This is a genomic window from Shewanella sp. Choline-02u-19 (assembly GCF_002836205.1).
In the GTDB taxonomy this organism is placed as follows: Bacteria; Pseudomonadota; Gammaproteobacteria; order Enterobacterales; family Shewanellaceae; genus Shewanella.
In genome coordinates this window covers 1,250,860-1,266,369 of the sequence record NZ_PJBE01000013.1, presented here as the reverse complement: position 1 = coordinate 1,266,369, position 15,510 = coordinate 1,250,860, and the positions used below count along the sequence as shown (strand labels likewise).

The window sequence follows — 15,510 nt, the reverse complement described above, 5'->3', positions numbered from 1 at the left end:
GTGATGTCTTATGATAAGGCCATAATACCTTATATATAGCAAACAACTTTATGGAAAAGCGTTATGAATAAATGGGCACTCATCACCGGCGCAGCAAAACGTATTGGACATTGTATTGCTAAACAGCTTCACCACGATGGGTTCAACATATTAATTCATTACAGCCAATCTTATAACGACGCGCTATCACTGTGTTCTGAACTCAATGCGACAAGGCCTAACTCTGCACAAATTATGCAGGCCGAACTTAACAACCAGATTGAACTACAACAATTTATAGTCAACGTAAACGCATTGGCATTACCCTTAGCAGTATTAGTTAATAATGCGTCAGAGTTCACCCCTACTCCCCTAGGTGAAACGGATTACTTAGCAGCACAACAACTACTTGCCACAAACCTGTTAGCGCCCTACTTTTTAGCCGAGCAATTTGCGCCGACACTCAAAGAGCAAAGAGGCTGCATAATCAACTTAATTGATATCCATGCTAAGCGCCCGCTGAAAGATCATGGACTATACTCTATATCAAAGGCAGCACTTGAGATGGCAACGCTTTCGCTGGCACAAGAACTCGCACCTGATATCCGCGTAAATGGAGTGGCACCAGGCGCAATCCTCTGGCCAGAACAATCTAATGATGACTCTCAAAACCATGTCTTAAAAGAAATTCCCTTAGCTAAGCTTGGCCAGCCGGACGACATTGCTAAGTTGATATCTCATTTAGTCAGCGCTCCTTATATCTCAGGGCAGATTATTGCAGTAGATGGAGGACGAAGCGCAGTCGGATTTACGGGAGTTTAATATGCGATTTATCAATAAAACCATTTCATGCCCACATTGCGGACATCATCAACATCTCAATATTGATGCGACTGGCGGTGATCAAGATTACTACGAAGATTGCAGAGTATGTTGCAACCCCATTCATATGCGGATGCATCTGGATGAATCGCGAATGACAATCGAACTTTATATCGATTCCGATGACGAACAAATTTATTAGCTCAATGTACTGTTTGTGAGTCAAACAGCGCATTGATCCAGTTGCTTTAAAAGTTTGACCATTCGGCAGGAATTTAAAGCCCTGTAGACAAGATGGGGATTGGAGCTAAGGGCTTTGCCATTTGCTTTAAACGTCGGCTGCACTCGTTAAGCGCCTCCGTCTTTCCAGCTTTGCATTGGCTTAAAAGGGAATACCATTTTTCACCAATGCGCCTTGAATTGAAAAGTCTGAAGCGCTCTAAATGGGTCAAATACTTAGTGCACTGGGTGTTAAACGTCCATTGAGTTAACAAAACGCTTGGCTAATACTCGCTCAACGGTATCAACAATCGCTTGCGTCTGGCTATCAATCTCAATATTGATTTTGTCACCAGCAGTGTATGACTCCAAGTTGGTCAATTTTAATGTTTCAGGGATCAAATGCAGCATAAAGCTAGACTCAGTAACCGCCCCAACCGTAAGGCTACAGCCGTTTACACCAACAAATCCCTTATAAAGAATATAATTCATCCATTTTGGTTCAACAGACAAACAAATATCATAGTGAGATTCTGTTTTACTTACCGATTTAACCTCTGCTTCTGTGTGTACATGACCTGATAAAATGTGGCCGCCAATCTCACTGCCAAAGGTTAACGACCGTTCGATGTTAACTTGTGATCCAGGTCTCAGATTAGATAGGTTAGTTAGCTTTAGCGTCTCTTCCATTACATCGAAAAACACCCTATCATCTTCCATTCTTGTGACTGTTAAACAAACACCGTTATTTGCGACACTTGCCCCTAGTGAAAGTCCCTCGCGCAAATCCGGTCCAATTTCGATTTGTAGCGTATTTAAACCCGTTTTTTTATCTATCGCCAACACTTCGCATGTTGCTTGAACTATACCTGTAAACATTTTATCTCTCGTATGTATTAAGGGCTGTATTCATGAACCACTCAGGCTTTCAGGCCAAACGTTTAATTCAATTAGCACTACCTGTACTCATTGCTCAAGTTACCCAAACCATGATGGGCTTCATCGACACTGTAATGGCCGGCCGAGTTAGCGCCGTTGATATGGCTGCCGTTGCTATTGGCTCCAGTTTATGGCTCCCTGCATTGTTATTCGTGCAAGGACTATTAATGGCATTTACCCCGGTATTTGCTCACCATCATGGTGCTAATGATCAAAAAGCAATACAACCGTTGGCTTTCCAAGCTGGATATATTGCCATAATAGGCAGCGTAGGTGTGATGTTCTTCCTCTCACTTGCCGACAATATATTAACTCTGATGGATTTGGAACCGCAACTGGCTCAGCTCAGTGTGGGTTACCTCAATGGCTTTATGTGGGGCGTTCCCGCCTTTGTCTTATATCAAGTACTTCGCGGTTGCAGTGAAGGGATTTCTTATACTCTGCCGACGATGGTGATCGGCTTTGTCGGCTTAGCAGTCAATATCCCTGCAAACTATATCTTTATTTATGGCCATTTCGGTATGCCCGCAATGGGCGGCGCCGGTTGTGGCATCGCAACAGCCTTAGTATTTTGGGCAATGCTTATTGCCATGATTATTTATATGCAGTTTCATGCCAAATTTAAAGAACTTGCTCCCTTCAAATCTTTTCATCGTCCCAATGTAAAAGTAATGGTCGATATGACAAAGCATGGCTTCCCAATCGCTATGGCGCTATTTTTTGAAGTCAGTTTATTTGCAATCATTGCGCTATTACTGGCGCCCCTCGGTGCAACTATTGTCGCTGGTCACCAAATCGCACTCAACTTCTCATCCATTGTCTTTATGCTGCCACTATCTATAGGTATTGCCGTATCGATACGCGTTGGCTACTACCTTGGACAAGATAAACCTGCAATTGCAGCGATGATCACCCGACTTGGGTTAATTATCTCTTTCTCACTTGCACTATTTACTGCAATTATTACGGTGACGTTTAGAAATGAAATTGCACTACTCTATAATGATAACCCTGACGTCATTACATTAGCAGGTAGCCTAATGTTCTTTGCCGCTATCTATCAATTGTCGGATGCCGTACAAGTCGTCACTTCAGGCGCCTTGCGCGGTTATAAAGATACCCGTAGTGCTTTTTACATTACGTTAGTCTCGTATTGGGCTGTAGGGATGACACTTGGCTACACATTGGCTCGAACTGACATACTGGTTCCAGCCATGGGCGCACAAGGTTTTTGGATTGGACTCATCGCAGGACTCACTACTGCTGCAATATTATTCGCTATGCGCTTGAGGTATATCCAAAAAAGGGGTGTAAAACTTTCGGCAATGTAAGATTTTTACTTATAAATCGTTCGAAACGCTTAATGAGCATACAAGTTGGCGAGCAAAGCAGCATTTAACACAAAAGAATGTTTTTTTACTTGCGCCAATCCAGCATCGACCGTACTATAGCGCTCGTTCCAAGGCATCAGCCAACAGGACATGCAGTATACACAGTCGCGGGATGGAGCAGTATGGTAGCTCGTCGGGCTCATAACCCGAAGGTCGTTGGTTCAAATCCAGCTCCCGCAACCAATACAACCGTAGCTCAGTTGGTTAGAGCACTACCTTGACATGGTAGGGGTCGGTGGTTCGAATCCACTCGGTTGTACCAATTCTGTTTATAGTGTCACGCTTTACAATACAACCGTAGCTCAGTTGGTTAGAGCACTACCTTGACATGGTAGGGGTCGGTGGTTCGAATCCACTCGGTTGTACCAATTCTTTTTAGTTGAATTCAAATACTAGTTTTTAAACATGATACATCCGGACGCGGGATGGAGCAGTATGGTAGCTCGTCGGGCTCATAACCCGAAGGTCGTTGGTTCAAATCCAGCTCCCGCAACCAATTCTTTATTAGTAGAATTAAAACAATTAATGCGTTCAACACGGACGCGGGATGGAGCAGTATGGTAGCTCGTCGGGCTCATAACCCGAAGGTCGTTGGTTCAAATCCAGCTCCGCAACCAATTCTTTATTAGCAGAATTAAAACAACTAATGCGTTCAACACGGACGCGGGATGGAGCAGTATGGTAGCTCGTCGGGCTCATAACCCGAAGGTCGTTGGTTCAAATCCAGCCCCGCAACCAATTCTTTATTAGTAGAATTAAAACAATTAATACGTAAAACACGGACGCGGGATGGAGCAGTATGGTAGCTCGTCGGGCTCATAACCCGAAGGTCGTTGGTTCAAACCAGCTCCCGCAACCAATTCTTTATTAGTAGAATTAAAACAATTAATACGTAAAACACGGACGCGGGATGGAGCAGTATGGTAGCTCGTCGGGCTCATAACCCGAAGGTCGTTGGTTCAAAATAGCTCCCGCAACCAATTCTTTATTAATAGAATTAAAACAATTAATACGTAAAACACGGACGCGGGATGGAGCAGTATGGTAGCTCGTCGGGCTCATAACCCGAAGGTCGTTGGTTCAAACCAGCCCCGCAACCAATTCTTTATTAGTAGAATCAAAACAACTAATGCGTTTAACACGGACGCGGGATGGAGCAGTATGGTAGCTCGTCGGGCTCATAACCCGAAGGTCGTTGGTTCAAATCCAGCTCCCGCAACCAATTCTTTATTAGCAGAATTAAAACAACTAATGCGTTCAACACGGACGCGGGATGGAGCAGTATGGTAGCTCGTCGGGCTCATAACCCGAAGGTCGTTGGTTCAAATCCAGCTCCCGCAACCATTCTTTATTAGTAGAATCAAAACAACTAATGCGTTTAACACGGACGCGGGATGGAGCAGTATGGTAGCTCGTCGGGCTCATAACCCGAAGGTCGTTGGTTCAAATCCAGCTCCCGCAACCAATTCTTTGATAGTAGAATTAAAATAATTATTAGCGTAGATATGACACGGGATGGAGCAGTATAAAAGCTACTCGGACTCAACGCTTTATTAAAAGACTGGCGAAGGTTATTGCCCTGCTCTTTTATGAAAAGTAATCCAGCTCCCGTAACCAATGTTATATCGACTAGTAGGCCAGCGGAAGCTGGTTTTTTTGTGTCTAAATTTTAGCTCTATAAACAATAATTTGATGGCAGCAATAACACCGTGCTAAATGTTGCTATGATAAGCGCCTAAAATCGCCTCGTAGATAAAAATCAGACTCAACGATTCCTAATTATTTACAATACCATTCACAGATCTACCCACAGAGATTCACAAAAATAGAAGAAGGCCATAGAAGCCCAGTGTTTTTCAAGATGGTACTCAGCTCTAAATAGATTCATTCCGCTCTCAAAGCCAAAACATATCAATACATTGGCCCGCGGACAACGGTTTTAATATCCAAAATCCAGTAACGGCTCACCTACTCTGTCTGATGTCTTAATCAATAACACTTAAACAAAGCCCTTTTTTCAGCGCCATAATGATCAACACTGCTATAAAGCCAGTCTATAGAAGTGCCAGTTCAGCGCGTCTCATTTTTTGATCCAAGCTGCCTTGATGTAAAATCCAGATCCATTTTTGAGTCAATGCAACCCACAGATAAAAATGTCTTAGAACCACACGCCGGTGTGGCTGATATCAAATAGAGGGTTAAGCGCTGCAGTTACATACAAGATAAGACTCAATATCCTCTATCGAGATCAACGCATTAATAATGATTGGCTTAAAACATATACGGCCACATGGAAATGGTGCATCTCTGTATTGCATGAGTTAATGGATTCGAAAGTACCTACCATTTATCTGTAACGGGTCGATATTACAGGCGAAAACCCAGTCCAGCCTATATGACTTTTAAATTTAAATTCAAATTCACGCAGAAAGTACCGATACTGACTTAGAAAGATATAAAGCAGCGCAATAGATTGAATCTATGAAAGAAAAAGTAGCTAACTTGCTCAGCTTGGATAACGAGAAGAGTGACTAAAGTTAATACTGGGTATATTACATTAGGGAGATACTGCGATTAAACAGGGGTATGAAGAGTGAAGGAAAATATACGACATTGTCGGCGCCGCAATACCCGTTTAAGGATACTCGGGTTGAAAAGTATGAATATTATAAGCGTTTAGCCTAAAGCCAACACCTAGTTTACCATTGAGACGATAAACTAGATGTGGTTCAGTTCAAGCACGTGTTCTGTACGAACCGGTCCTAAAATAACAGACCTAAAAGATTACTTACCCCAAGGGTTAGTCGGATCTTGTGACGGTGCAGGTCGATTACTGTCTTTACGGCTGTTCTGCGCGTAAGAATCTTGCGCTTTAGGTTTATCTTTACCGTAACTTGGGCGACTGCCTTTGTTCTGTTTCATCGCTTCGTAATCAGCCGTAGCTTTAACGCGCATCTCTTCAATCAACTCAATGGTTAACTCTTGCGGCTTACGTGGCACAATACCATCTGCAAACCCACGCTCACGCGGCTTAAGATCAAATTGCGATTCGCTGCCTTTAGGCATACGTTTGAAGCGATAAAGATAAAAGGCCTCAACACGCTCCCTCGCCCATTCAGTCTTCTTAAGGAACTTATTACAAGCTGGCATACTAGGATTAGAGTTAAAACACTCTAAGCGAATGGCCGCATAGAGGATTTTCCAATCGTAAAATTCGACAAGCTCTGTCACCATAGTTTCAAGTTTTAGGCCGTGCAATGGGTTGTTCTGTTGATGTTCAATCATGGGGTGTCCAAAAAATCGCTGATAATGTACAAAATCGTTAGATAACTAACGAGGCCATTTTTGTAATGGCCAAAATATTCCGTTAATAATAACAAGAAAATACCGATATCACCCGTTCAAATCCGCTAAGCCATCCATTTTTTGATAAAAGCACGCAAAACAGGACAAATAAACCGTTTTAATTAATTGCTTGCTCGACATATGAGCACCTATTTCTGTATAATCCGCGCCTGTTTTACCTATGCAAACGCTCGCCTTATTTTAGGGTGGCGGTTATCTGCTTAGCTTTGAATACTTAACCTTTCAGGATATTCCATTGATCTCTACCGCAAACATCACCATGCAGTTCGGCCCAGAGCCATTGTTTGAAAACATTTCCGCAAAATTTGGCAACGGCAACCGTTACGGTTTAATCGGTGCAAACGGCTGTGGTAAGTCAACCTTTATGAAGATCCTCAGTGGGGAACTTGCACCGACATCTGGCAACGTGTCAATCACACCAGGCCAAAAAGTCGGTACCCTAAGCCAAGATCAGTTCGCTTTTGAGCAATACAGCGTTATCGATGCTGTAATTCAAGGCGATCCAAAACTGTGGGAAGTAAAGCAAGAGCGTGAACGTATCTACTCTTTGCCTGACATGACCGAAGCTGACGGCATGAAAGTCGGCGAGCTTGAAAGCGAGTTTGCTGAAATGGACGGTTACAGTGCAGAAAGTCGCGCTGGCGAAATCTTACTTGAAGCGGGTATTGAAGAAGAGTATCACTTTGGCTTAATGAGCCAAGTTGCACCGGGTAAAAAACTGCGTGTGTTACTTGCACAAGCATTGTTTTCAAATCCTGATATTTTGTTGCTCGATGAGCCTACCAACAACTTGGATATTCATACCATTAGTTGGTTAGCCGATGAGCTGAACAAACGTAAGTGCACCATGATCATCATCTCGCATGACAGACATTTCTTAAACACTGTCTGTACTCACATGGCTGATATCGATTACGGTGAACTTCGCGTTTACCCAGGTAACTATGAGTACTTCCTCGACGCTGCTGGCCTTATCCAAGAGCAACTGCTCGCGGGTAACGCGAAGAAGAGTGCCGAAATGGCAGAGCTGCAAGACTTCGTTAACCGCTTTGGTGCTAACGCATCTAAAGCAAAGCAAGCCAGCTCTCGTGCTAAGAAATTAGATAAGATTTCTCTGGATGACGTTAAATCATCGAGTCGTATGACACCGTCATTACGCTTCGAAGAAAGTAAGAAAATGCATCGCCAAGCGCTAGTGATTGAAGAACTAAGCCACGGTTTTGACGGCAACACACTATTCCAAGGCGGCGAGCTCATTCTTGAAGCTGGCGCTAAGTTAGCGGTTATTGGTGAGAACGGCGTGGGTAAAACAACCCTACTTCGTTGTTTAGTTAATCAACTAACACACAATTCCGGTGTCATTAAGTGGTCTGAAAATGCTGCTATCGGTTACTGCCCACAAGACAGCAGCGCTGATTTTGATAACGACTTCACTCTATTTGATTGGATGTCGCAGTGGCGTACACCAAAGCATAACGACCTTTCGGTTCGTGGCATGTTAGGTCGTCTACTCTTTACTGAAGACGATGCCAACAAAAAAGCCCGTAACTGCTCAGGTGGTGAGAAGAACCGTCTGTTGTTTGGTAAGTTAATGATGATGGATGTCAATGTGCTCGTCATGGACGAACCGACTAACCACATGGACATGGAAGCCATTGAGGCGCTAAACAACGCGCTTAAAGATTTCGAAGGCACCTTGATTTTCGTCAGCCACGATAGAGAGTTTGTGTCATCACTTGCAACTCGTATCATCGATGTGAAAGACAAACACTTGGTCAACTTCCACGGTACTTTCGACGAATACATGTCGAGCCAAGCCGAAGCATTAGTCAAAAAATAGCCTAAACATCAGCACTCATCAGTGTCGATAAAAGCGTAAAGAAAAGGCCATTTGAGTAATCAAATGGCCTTTTTGTATAACTGACCCGCCTTCTTAATGTTTATCGAGCATCACTTATACTCAGCACTACAACTAGCAGTAGTACCGGACTTTTAACCTGATCACCAAAAATATTGATCCCCACTTTAAACTCATCTGTAACGCCATAGCGGCCATCGTTAGGTAACCACCATAATAGTCTGCCATAACGCCAATCTTATCCGCATCCACCCAATCTGAGTCTGTAGGGACTTTTGTTGTACACCACATCTTGCAGATCGTCCTCACCATGACGTTTATCATCTAAATAGAAAAATGTCTTACCGTAACTGGGGATCCGTTCGTTAAGGCAACAACATTAGGCTTTATCAATTTTGGAGTGCAATGCTTAACTTAATAGCAGACTTGCTCAAAGGCCAACGATCAGAATCGTTTGAAAGTATGAAAGGAAATAAGCAGGTAAGGAATAATCAAACGCGCCTGATGTAAGGCGCGTGAAGTAAGGCTGGAAGTTATTGGGTCGCTTAGGTGTAAGTTAAATGATGATAACAGTGTCGCAGTCATCCACTTTTCTTAACCCACCTCAACCAGCTCAGCACTTGGGTCAGCTATACCGCTAGTTTGGTTTTTCTGGATATGGGTCATCAAGTATTGTGCATCTTTCCATACACCACCCAATGTTGCCGAACCTCGGGTATACAGCCAAGGAAGCCCAATAAAATATAATCCTTCAACATCATTGCTCACTCCTCGATAATTACTCGGGTAGTTCGTCTCATCAAAAGTGATATCTTCAATCCAAAAAAAGTTAGGTTTGAATCCTGTCGCCCAGACAATATTTTTGATACTACTGATGCTACCTTTTTGAAACTTAATACTGTTTTTGTCTGCTGACAATGTTCTGCCCATATGGATAACATTATCTTTTGCCAGCAGTGACTTCACGTCAGTACCAATCACTGGCTGCACACCTTTGCTCAACCATTTACCCATCTTGCTAAAGCGTGTCACCGATAAAAAGCCGATTTTAGTGAACCACCACCATAAGGTTTTACCTAAAAATGATTGTGGGATCGCAGTGATTTTATCCGTTCCAGAGAAATGCACTGTGCGTCCCGTCTCGGCAATTTCTGATAAAATTTGCACCCCAGAGTCACCAGCACCAACCACTAAACAATCACCATCTTGTAGCTGTTCAGGACTTTTATAGTGTTCACTGTGTAATTGAACCACATTCTCAGCGATATCAGCGTGGCAAGGGGGCGTAAAAGGCGTATGGAAGGGACCAGTGGCTATAACAACCTGTTTAGCCTTGTAGCTACCCGTGGCACTGGTTATTTCAAAAATACCATTCACTTTTTTTACTGAAGTTATTCTTTGATTAAATTCAATCGGGATCGAGAATTTTTCAACATAACTTTTTAGATAATCTGCCACTTCATATTTATTGGGGTAGTAGCCTTTAGGAAATGGAAATAACATGCCCGGGAGATGGTTATATTCGGTAGGAGTGAACAGTTTTAACGAATCCCAGCGCTTCAACCAAGGCGCACCAATGTGCTCATTGGCGTCTAAAATCAGGTAATCTTTATTCGTTTGGGATAAGTTATAAGCCATTGCCAGCCCAGACTGACCAGCGCCAATGATGATAAATTCTTTCATAAATCCCATAAGTTCTTATTATTATGCGCGGTATTCTAACAGATCGTAGCAACCGAATCTGACTATTCGTGTTTTGGATAATGCTGGGTTTAAGACATCACACTGAAGTAAGACAATAAGTGCAGTAATCCTAACAATTTATGGATTTACTCAAGTCCTACTCATGTGGCATATCAAGTAACCCTTGCTCACTGTCTATTCCGCCCTTTGTATCACTGATGGCTTCGAATTCTCTCCCTGATAACCAAAGCAATGAATGACTTTGTATTGCTGATTGATAAGCCCATGCTGCAATAGCCTCTGAACGTTGGCTCTCGCAAATAAAATACTGCCCTAGCGCTGAAGTGATCGTTTTATCATTGCAGATAATATTTTGTTCAAACCAACGATCTTTATGCTGTTGTGCCGCTAAATGGTCACGCTTAGCGTTGTTGCAGACCCGATGCGCTAAGACAAAATTATGCCCAAGATCGTTTGGATAACGCGCCCAAGGAATGAAGTGATCAACCTCACCAGCTTCCTTTAACGGTTTTTTGCAGTAAAAGCAATTACCTTGCTGGATCTGATGCAATACGGGCCTAACTTTAATCAGCGCATTACGTTCTTTACCAAACAAAAAATTTGACACATCACTTTGCCCGCCAAACAACTGAATATTAGTAGGAAAGTTACTCACCTTTTGTGTCCAATGGGTTCTTGAAAGCGAGATTACCAAATCGTAGAAACGCCGAAAACAAAACGCAACTCCAGGGTTTAACTCAATGTAATCTATAGATTTTTGGTGCGGATAATAGAAGCAAACTTCTTTACCAGCCAGAAGCTGTAACCGCCAAAGAGGGCCGTCTTTAAACGTCCTGCGCGTTTTACTCATGAGCTTGCACCAATCTTCATGTTTTTTTAATTCAGCAAGACTTGTTACACCTCGATTGCGAAAATCAGCCAAGCTGTTAATCAATGCTGACTGCAAACCTGCATTTTGTAAAAGAATAAACTGGTTGTTGTTTTTACCGCTGTAGGGCAATGAATGTTGCCAATAAAGGTCAATGAATTTCTCAACTAACTCATCGATGGCTATAACACCGTCTAATTGAACCTGTTGCTGATTAGCGGAAAACTCACCTTGTAACGGCCGCTCAATACAAATATCAGCAAGTGCATGTAACAACGCAAACTTGTAAGTGGCGGCAAAGTCTCCTTCTACAAGTAACCGTTGCAGATAGGCAATAAAATCTACTTGCAACTGTGCAGCTACATCATCTGTTGCAGCTTGAGTCATATTGGTTCACCACTAAGTAAATCATCGCCAAGAGAAATCGGTCGTTGGTTGTCGAATTTGCTTAACACTACAGTGTGCCAGCGTACTTCTTTTCGGCCTAATTTATCAACTACGGCTAAAGCTTTATCAAGAATTTTGAGCCCTGATCTCAGACTTAACGCTTCTAACTCTTTAATACTGACTGAATACATCTCTCGCTCATCACTACTGGGGCCATAAATAATTATTGCCAGCCATTATTAATCAATAACATAACCAGTTTAAAAACCAATATCAACGATTGACGTATATCAAAGAAGTACTTGAACCATTTTCAACAAAAGTGGCGCGAATAGATGCCGGGAAAGAAGTGAATTAACAGAGATTAGTGAGTTTTAAGGCGTGGATTGTTAACCCTGTGCATTAACAGAGGAAAGTGCTCTTGAAGTTACGGCCTTTAGCTTAGCCTACTTGCATATACTGACAACTATTTGAAAAGTGCCGTCGACGTTTATCTAAGTGTTCACAGTAGCTGCTGAGCTCTTGCAACGTCCCTACGGGGCCGTGAAACAGCTGCCCAAACTCGGTGATGATTTTTACCCAATTTGCCGCTGGGATATTTAATCGGCTCAAAATCCTTTCTGCACTAGCAGAAATGGCTCCACGCTTGTCATCACTAATAACTCGGCCAGTTTCATCAACCAGTATTAAGTAGTCTTTAAGTGAGAAATTAATGCCTTTGGGCTGGTGTGCTCGTTCGTTACCAATGAAAGGTAATAGTTTCTTGGGCTGCTCACCTTTCAGAGCGGCTTTGACTCTTAGTTTGATACTGGTGAAGTCTGATTGCTCTGGTGTGTTAGCCATCTTAGCTCGAATAGGATTGAGCTCAACGTAAGCCATACAAGCAAGGACTGCTGCTTCATCAAGTAGAGCTTGTGACTTGAAACGCCCTTCCCAAAAGTGCCCGGTGCAGTTGTCCTCTAGATTGGCTTGTCGTGCGATAGGCTCATTTAAGCACCTCATAAACCAGCTTATATCACTGAGCCTTGAGCGATAGGTAGCAATAAGGTGTTTGAGTTGAATCACTAAATACTCATCGATTACTTCACCTTTGGCGAATTTTTGCGTTAGCGCCGTGCCATTAAATAGCTTATGCCATTGTAAAACAACCTCTCTATCTGACCAGTTGTTCACCGTCTCTAGGTCAATATAAAGCACAATATGCAGATGGTTACTCATCACTGCGTAAGCCGCTACATCAATAGCAAACACCTCGGAGAGCTTAAGTATTTGCTCCTCTACCCAACCACGACGATGGTCGTAGTTCTTACCTGCGTATTTATCATCGCCACACAAGAAAGCGCGCCGAACAACTCGGCTGCAACAGTGGTAATAGGGAGTGTCTTCAATGCTAATTAGGGTTCGTCTTGGGCGCGGCATACAACCTCCTTGTTAAATGCTCGTTCAAAGCATAGTAGAAGGTCGCTATTGAGGCCATTAACTATGGCTGTCTATGTATTTTCCTTAACTATGGCTGTCTATGTATTTTCCACACACAAAAAAAAGCGTAAGATCTTACGCCGATATTTACACTATAAAGGTATCACTCGGGCTTGTTCAACAATCGGGATAAGGACGCGACTGCGCGCGGCCTATCCTTATACGTTATGTGCCGCGGCCTAATTGCCCAGCAATATAAAAAGATGAACCAAAATAAAGGGCAGCTAATGTTAGTGCAAAAGCAACTTGACTAAAACTTAACTTAGTTTTGGTATTGATGCTCATTAGATACCAAAGTTTGTATGGGTAATGCTCTTTTGCAGCCATGAACAAACAAAGTAAAAAACCATTAAAATACATAAAAATAGAATTCCAATACATAAATCCATTCTCGTATTTTGAAATGGAAGAGAGCCCTTTTACTTTTTCATAAACCCAAACGCTTTCATAATAAAAGCCTAATGCGCTCATTACTAATAAAACAACACCGCAGAACAACCACCATTTATTGATGCGAATATCCATATCACTCTTTAGACACATAACGCCTGCTTAAATGGACTAAAATAGTGGGTTAAAATGTGTAGCAAAGCGAAACCTAACCCACTGTTTTAGTTACGTTTAAAGCTCTTATTAGCTGTATTTTCTGGTTTATAGTGTTGTTTCCAGTGGCTACCTAAAGGCAACATTACAATATGTAAAATTAGCCACCAAAGAAAGACAGGCGCAATGCCATAAAAATGCCCTGCTGGCATGTACCCATGTGACATTTGATTTCTCAAATCCCCATATATCTTATCTATTAATATTGCCTGTAGATTACCAACAATATCTTGCCCTAAAGCTTCAATAACAGCAGGATGATCTAATAGAAATTTAAGACCACTTCTTTCTTGAGAACCGTCACCATGTAATGTTGTTGGTTCCTCCCCTTGAGTCCGCGCTACATACCTAAGTGAATTCTCAACCTGTGGAATAAGAATGTGACATGCACTAAGAAAATCACCTTCAAGGCCAAATGTAATACCCTTTATATAAAAGTGTTCATGCCCATAAGGTATGAACGGATTATTTTTTAAAATCCTCTCTAAGGCATACTCTGAAACATGATGCTGTATCATTAACTCATCTAGAGCAGGTCGTATTTGCCCTTGTACTGCAAGTTGATGATCAATTCCGATATTTTTCATCATAGTGGACCAAGTAGCAGGCCCATCTTGTTTATCATCAAGACCCATTCCAGATGGGACTGTAGCAACGGTGATACCTTCATGATCTATATGCGTTCCGCCAAATATCCATGCAAAACTATTTTGCATTTGTTCGATAGCTTGTTCTTTAAGCCTATTAATATCTGTAGGTCTTGAAACCAAAACACCGAGTCTAAAAAGCATATCGAAAAAATCTTTACCTTGAACTTCAATTTTTGATTTATGAACAATTTCGCTAATGTCTTGAGGCGGAGTTGAAAACTCATGAAGTTGATGCAGGGATTCAATTTGATGATCTCTCATAGTCTCATATAGCTCAAGTCTTTCTTGTCTAGTATTAGGAGCTTTCGACAAAGCATCGATTGCCCTAAGTATGCAGTTAGCGGCTATCAACCCACCATCTTGTAATTCAGAATCTTTAACGTGGCAAGCCGCTATTTCTCTCCAAATTTCTTGCTGTTTAATTTTATCTCGTGTTGAAATTGCCGAGTTCAAGGCACATTCCCATCCACTTATCGCTGTTCTCGTGTCGCCTAGTTTAAAACGAGTTTGAGCAATTTCTTCCGCTGTATTAAGAATCCAGTCATCATCACCTACACCGCATTCATGCGATAGTTTCAATAAACGTAATGCATAAAAAGGCGAATCATCTAATTTTTTATTGTTTATTTCATCTGAAATAAAGTCTGATAATTTTTCAAACAAATCAGGTCGTTGCGAATCCCGACGAAACATGCAACTTAATCTTAAGGCTCGTTCAATTCGTTCTGCAGGATGAACCCATGAATCAGCTACAGCTAATAAATGCTTTGCTGATTCAATATATGATTCTATTGCCATATGCGCATGTTCAACACTTCCAGCTTTTGTAACCCAAGAAATATCCGCTAATCTAGCCTTTAATTCAGGTATTGTTACAAACGAACAAAACTGAGAAAGAGAGTTCAAAGACTTTTTAGAAAAATCATTTGCAATAAGTCCTCTTCGGTCTTGCATAATAAACTTTGGTGAAAAAGGAGCTTTCGGATTTTCAGGCTTTAAATGCATAGAGCAAGTTGCAGACAACAACTTTGCAGCTTCAGAGCCTTTAATACTCCCAAAAGCTGATTCCAGTTCATAGTACACGGGACTTTTACATAATCTTAGAATTTCATCTTGATCTAATGACTGTAACTCTTCCAATGTAACATCAACTTCTTGAATAGACATATAAACTCCGAGTATGACTTACAGCTAACGCCGCAAACAACAGCGCATAGGTTGGCGTTGTTGTTGCTGGCTTTTTGT

General features: G+C 42.0%; 12 protein-coding genes, 12 tRNA genes and 1 pseudogene. 16 read left to right on the top strand and 9 right to left on the bottom strand.

The window, feature by feature from the left end; translation table 11 throughout:
• The first annotated feature begins 63 nt into the window (after window positions 1-63).
• The gene (locus CXF83_RS12290) at window positions 64-801 is read left to right on the top strand and encodes a pteridine reductase (RefSeq protein WP_101090252.1); all 738 of its coding nucleotides are present in this window, start codon (window positions 64-66) and stop codon (window positions 799-801) included.
• A gap of 1 nt (window position 802) precedes the next feature.
• Window positions 803-1,003 (top strand): CPXCG motif-containing cysteine-rich protein, encoded by a 201-nt coding sequence (locus CXF83_RS12285; RefSeq protein WP_101090253.1) that lies wholly within the window; start codon window positions 803-805, stop codon window positions 1,001-1,003.
• Between the two features lie 269 nt (window positions 1,004-1,272).
• Here CXF83_RS12285 and CXF83_RS12280 read toward each other — a convergent pair whose 3' ends face one another.
• Window positions 1,273-1,899 (bottom strand): riboflavin synthase subunit alpha, encoded by a 627-nt coding sequence (locus CXF83_RS12280; RefSeq protein ID WP_101090254.1) that lies wholly within the window; start codon window positions 1,897-1,899, stop codon window positions 1,273-1,275.
• Between the two features lie 32 nt (window positions 1,900-1,931).
• Here CXF83_RS12280 and CXF83_RS12275 point away from each other — a divergent pair, with 32 nt between their 5' ends.
• From CXF83_RS12275 to CXF83_RS12215, 13 genes are all read left to right on the top strand, one after another.
• A complete protein-coding gene (locus tag CXF83_RS12275; RefSeq protein ID WP_101090255.1) occupies window positions 1,932-3,290 on the top strand; it encodes an MATE family efflux transporter in 1,359 nt (452 codons plus the stop codon).
• A gap of 166 nt (window positions 3,291-3,456) precedes the next feature.
• Window positions 3,457-3,533, top strand: a tRNA-Met gene (locus CXF83_RS12270).
• 2 nt (window positions 3,534-3,535) lie between these two features.
• Window positions 3,536-3,612, top strand: a tRNA-Val gene (locus CXF83_RS12265).
• A gap of 29 nt (window positions 3,613-3,641) precedes the next feature.
• Window positions 3,642-3,718, top strand: a tRNA-Val gene (locus CXF83_RS12260).
• A 51-nt stretch (window positions 3,719-3,769) separates the two neighbouring features.
• Window positions 3,770-3,846 (top strand) — tRNA-Met (locus CXF83_RS12255).
• A 45-nt stretch (window positions 3,847-3,891) separates the two neighbouring features.
• Window positions 3,892-3,967 (top strand) — tRNA-Met (locus CXF83_RS12250).
• Window positions 3,968-4,012: 45 nt separating this feature from the next.
• A tRNA-Met gene (locus CXF83_RS12245) sits at window positions 4,013-4,088 on the top strand.
• 45 nt (window positions 4,089-4,133) lie between these two features.
• Window positions 4,134-4,209, top strand: a tRNA-Met gene (locus CXF83_RS12240).
• A 45-nt stretch (window positions 4,210-4,254) separates the two neighbouring features.
• A tRNA-Met gene (locus tag CXF83_RS12235) sits at window positions 4,255-4,330 on the top strand.
• Window positions 4,331-4,375: 45 nt separating this feature from the next.
• Window positions 4,376-4,450: transfer RNA gene (locus tag CXF83_RS12230), tRNA-Met, on the top strand.
• 45 nt (window positions 4,451-4,495) lie between these two features.
• Window positions 4,496-4,572 (top strand) — tRNA-Met (locus tag CXF83_RS12225).
• Window positions 4,573-4,617: 45 nt separating this feature from the next.
• Window positions 4,618-4,694: transfer RNA gene (locus CXF83_RS12220), tRNA-Met, on the top strand.
• A gap of 44 nt (window positions 4,695-4,738) precedes the next feature.
• Window positions 4,739-4,815 (top strand) — tRNA-Met (locus CXF83_RS12215).
• Between the two features lie 1,319 nt (window positions 4,816-6,134).
• Here the strand turns inward: CXF83_RS12215 and CXF83_RS12210 are convergent.
• Window positions 6,135-6,635, bottom strand: coding sequence for a VF530 family DNA-binding protein (locus CXF83_RS12210; protein ID WP_101090256.1), 501 nt, complete (start codon window positions 6,633-6,635; stop codon window positions 6,135-6,137).
• A gap of 316 nt (window positions 6,636-6,951) precedes the next feature.
• Between CXF83_RS12210 and CXF83_RS12205 the strand changes: the two genes are divergently transcribed.
• On the top strand, window positions 6,952-8,556 hold the full coding sequence (locus CXF83_RS12205; RefSeq protein WP_101090257.1) for an ABC-F family ATPase: 1,605 nt from the start codon (window positions 6,952-6,954) through the stop codon (window positions 8,554-8,556).
• A gap of 163 nt (window positions 8,557-8,719) precedes the next feature.
• Here CXF83_RS12205 and CXF83_RS12200 read toward each other — a convergent pair.
• The 7 genes and pseudogenes from CXF83_RS12200 to CXF83_RS12170 form a co-directional block, all read right to left on the bottom strand.
• Window positions 8,720-8,941 (bottom strand): annotated as a pseudogene (locus CXF83_RS12200) (prolyl oligopeptidase family serine peptidase); the annotation flags it as partial.
• Window positions 8,942-9,168: 227 nt separating this feature from the next.
• Complete coding sequence (locus CXF83_RS12195) at window positions 9,169-10,257, bottom strand: flavin-containing monooxygenase (protein WP_101090258.1); 1,089 nt, start codon at window positions 10,255-10,257, stop codon at window positions 9,169-9,171.
• Between the two features lie 157 nt (window positions 10,258-10,414).
• Complete coding sequence (locus CXF83_RS12190; RefSeq protein WP_101090259.1) at window positions 10,415-11,533, bottom strand: HNH endonuclease; 1,119 nt, start codon at window positions 11,531-11,533, stop codon at window positions 10,415-10,417.
• On the bottom strand, window positions 11,530-11,724 hold the full coding sequence (locus CXF83_RS12185) for a hypothetical protein (RefSeq protein WP_101090260.1): 195 nt from the start codon (window positions 11,722-11,724) through the stop codon (window positions 11,530-11,532). The genes CXF83_RS12190 and CXF83_RS12185 overlap by 4 nt, the downstream gene beginning before the upstream one ends.
• 250 nt (window positions 11,725-11,974) lie before the next feature.
• Window positions 11,975-12,952, bottom strand: coding sequence for a transposase (locus CXF83_RS12180; RefSeq protein ID WP_101098008.1), 978 nt, complete (start codon window positions 12,950-12,952; stop codon window positions 11,975-11,977).
• A gap of 225 nt (window positions 12,953-13,177) precedes the next feature.
• The gene (locus tag CXF83_RS12175; RefSeq protein WP_101098007.1) at window positions 13,178-13,537 is read right to left on the bottom strand and encodes a hypothetical protein; all 360 of its coding nucleotides are present in this window, start codon (window positions 13,535-13,537) and stop codon (window positions 13,178-13,180) included.
• An 86-nt stretch (window positions 13,538-13,623) separates the two neighbouring features.
• A complete protein-coding gene (locus tag CXF83_RS12170; protein WP_101098006.1) occupies window positions 13,624-15,432 on the bottom strand; it encodes a DUF4209 domain-containing protein in 1,809 nt (602 codons plus the stop codon).
• Window positions 15,433-15,510: the final 78 nt, after the last annotated feature.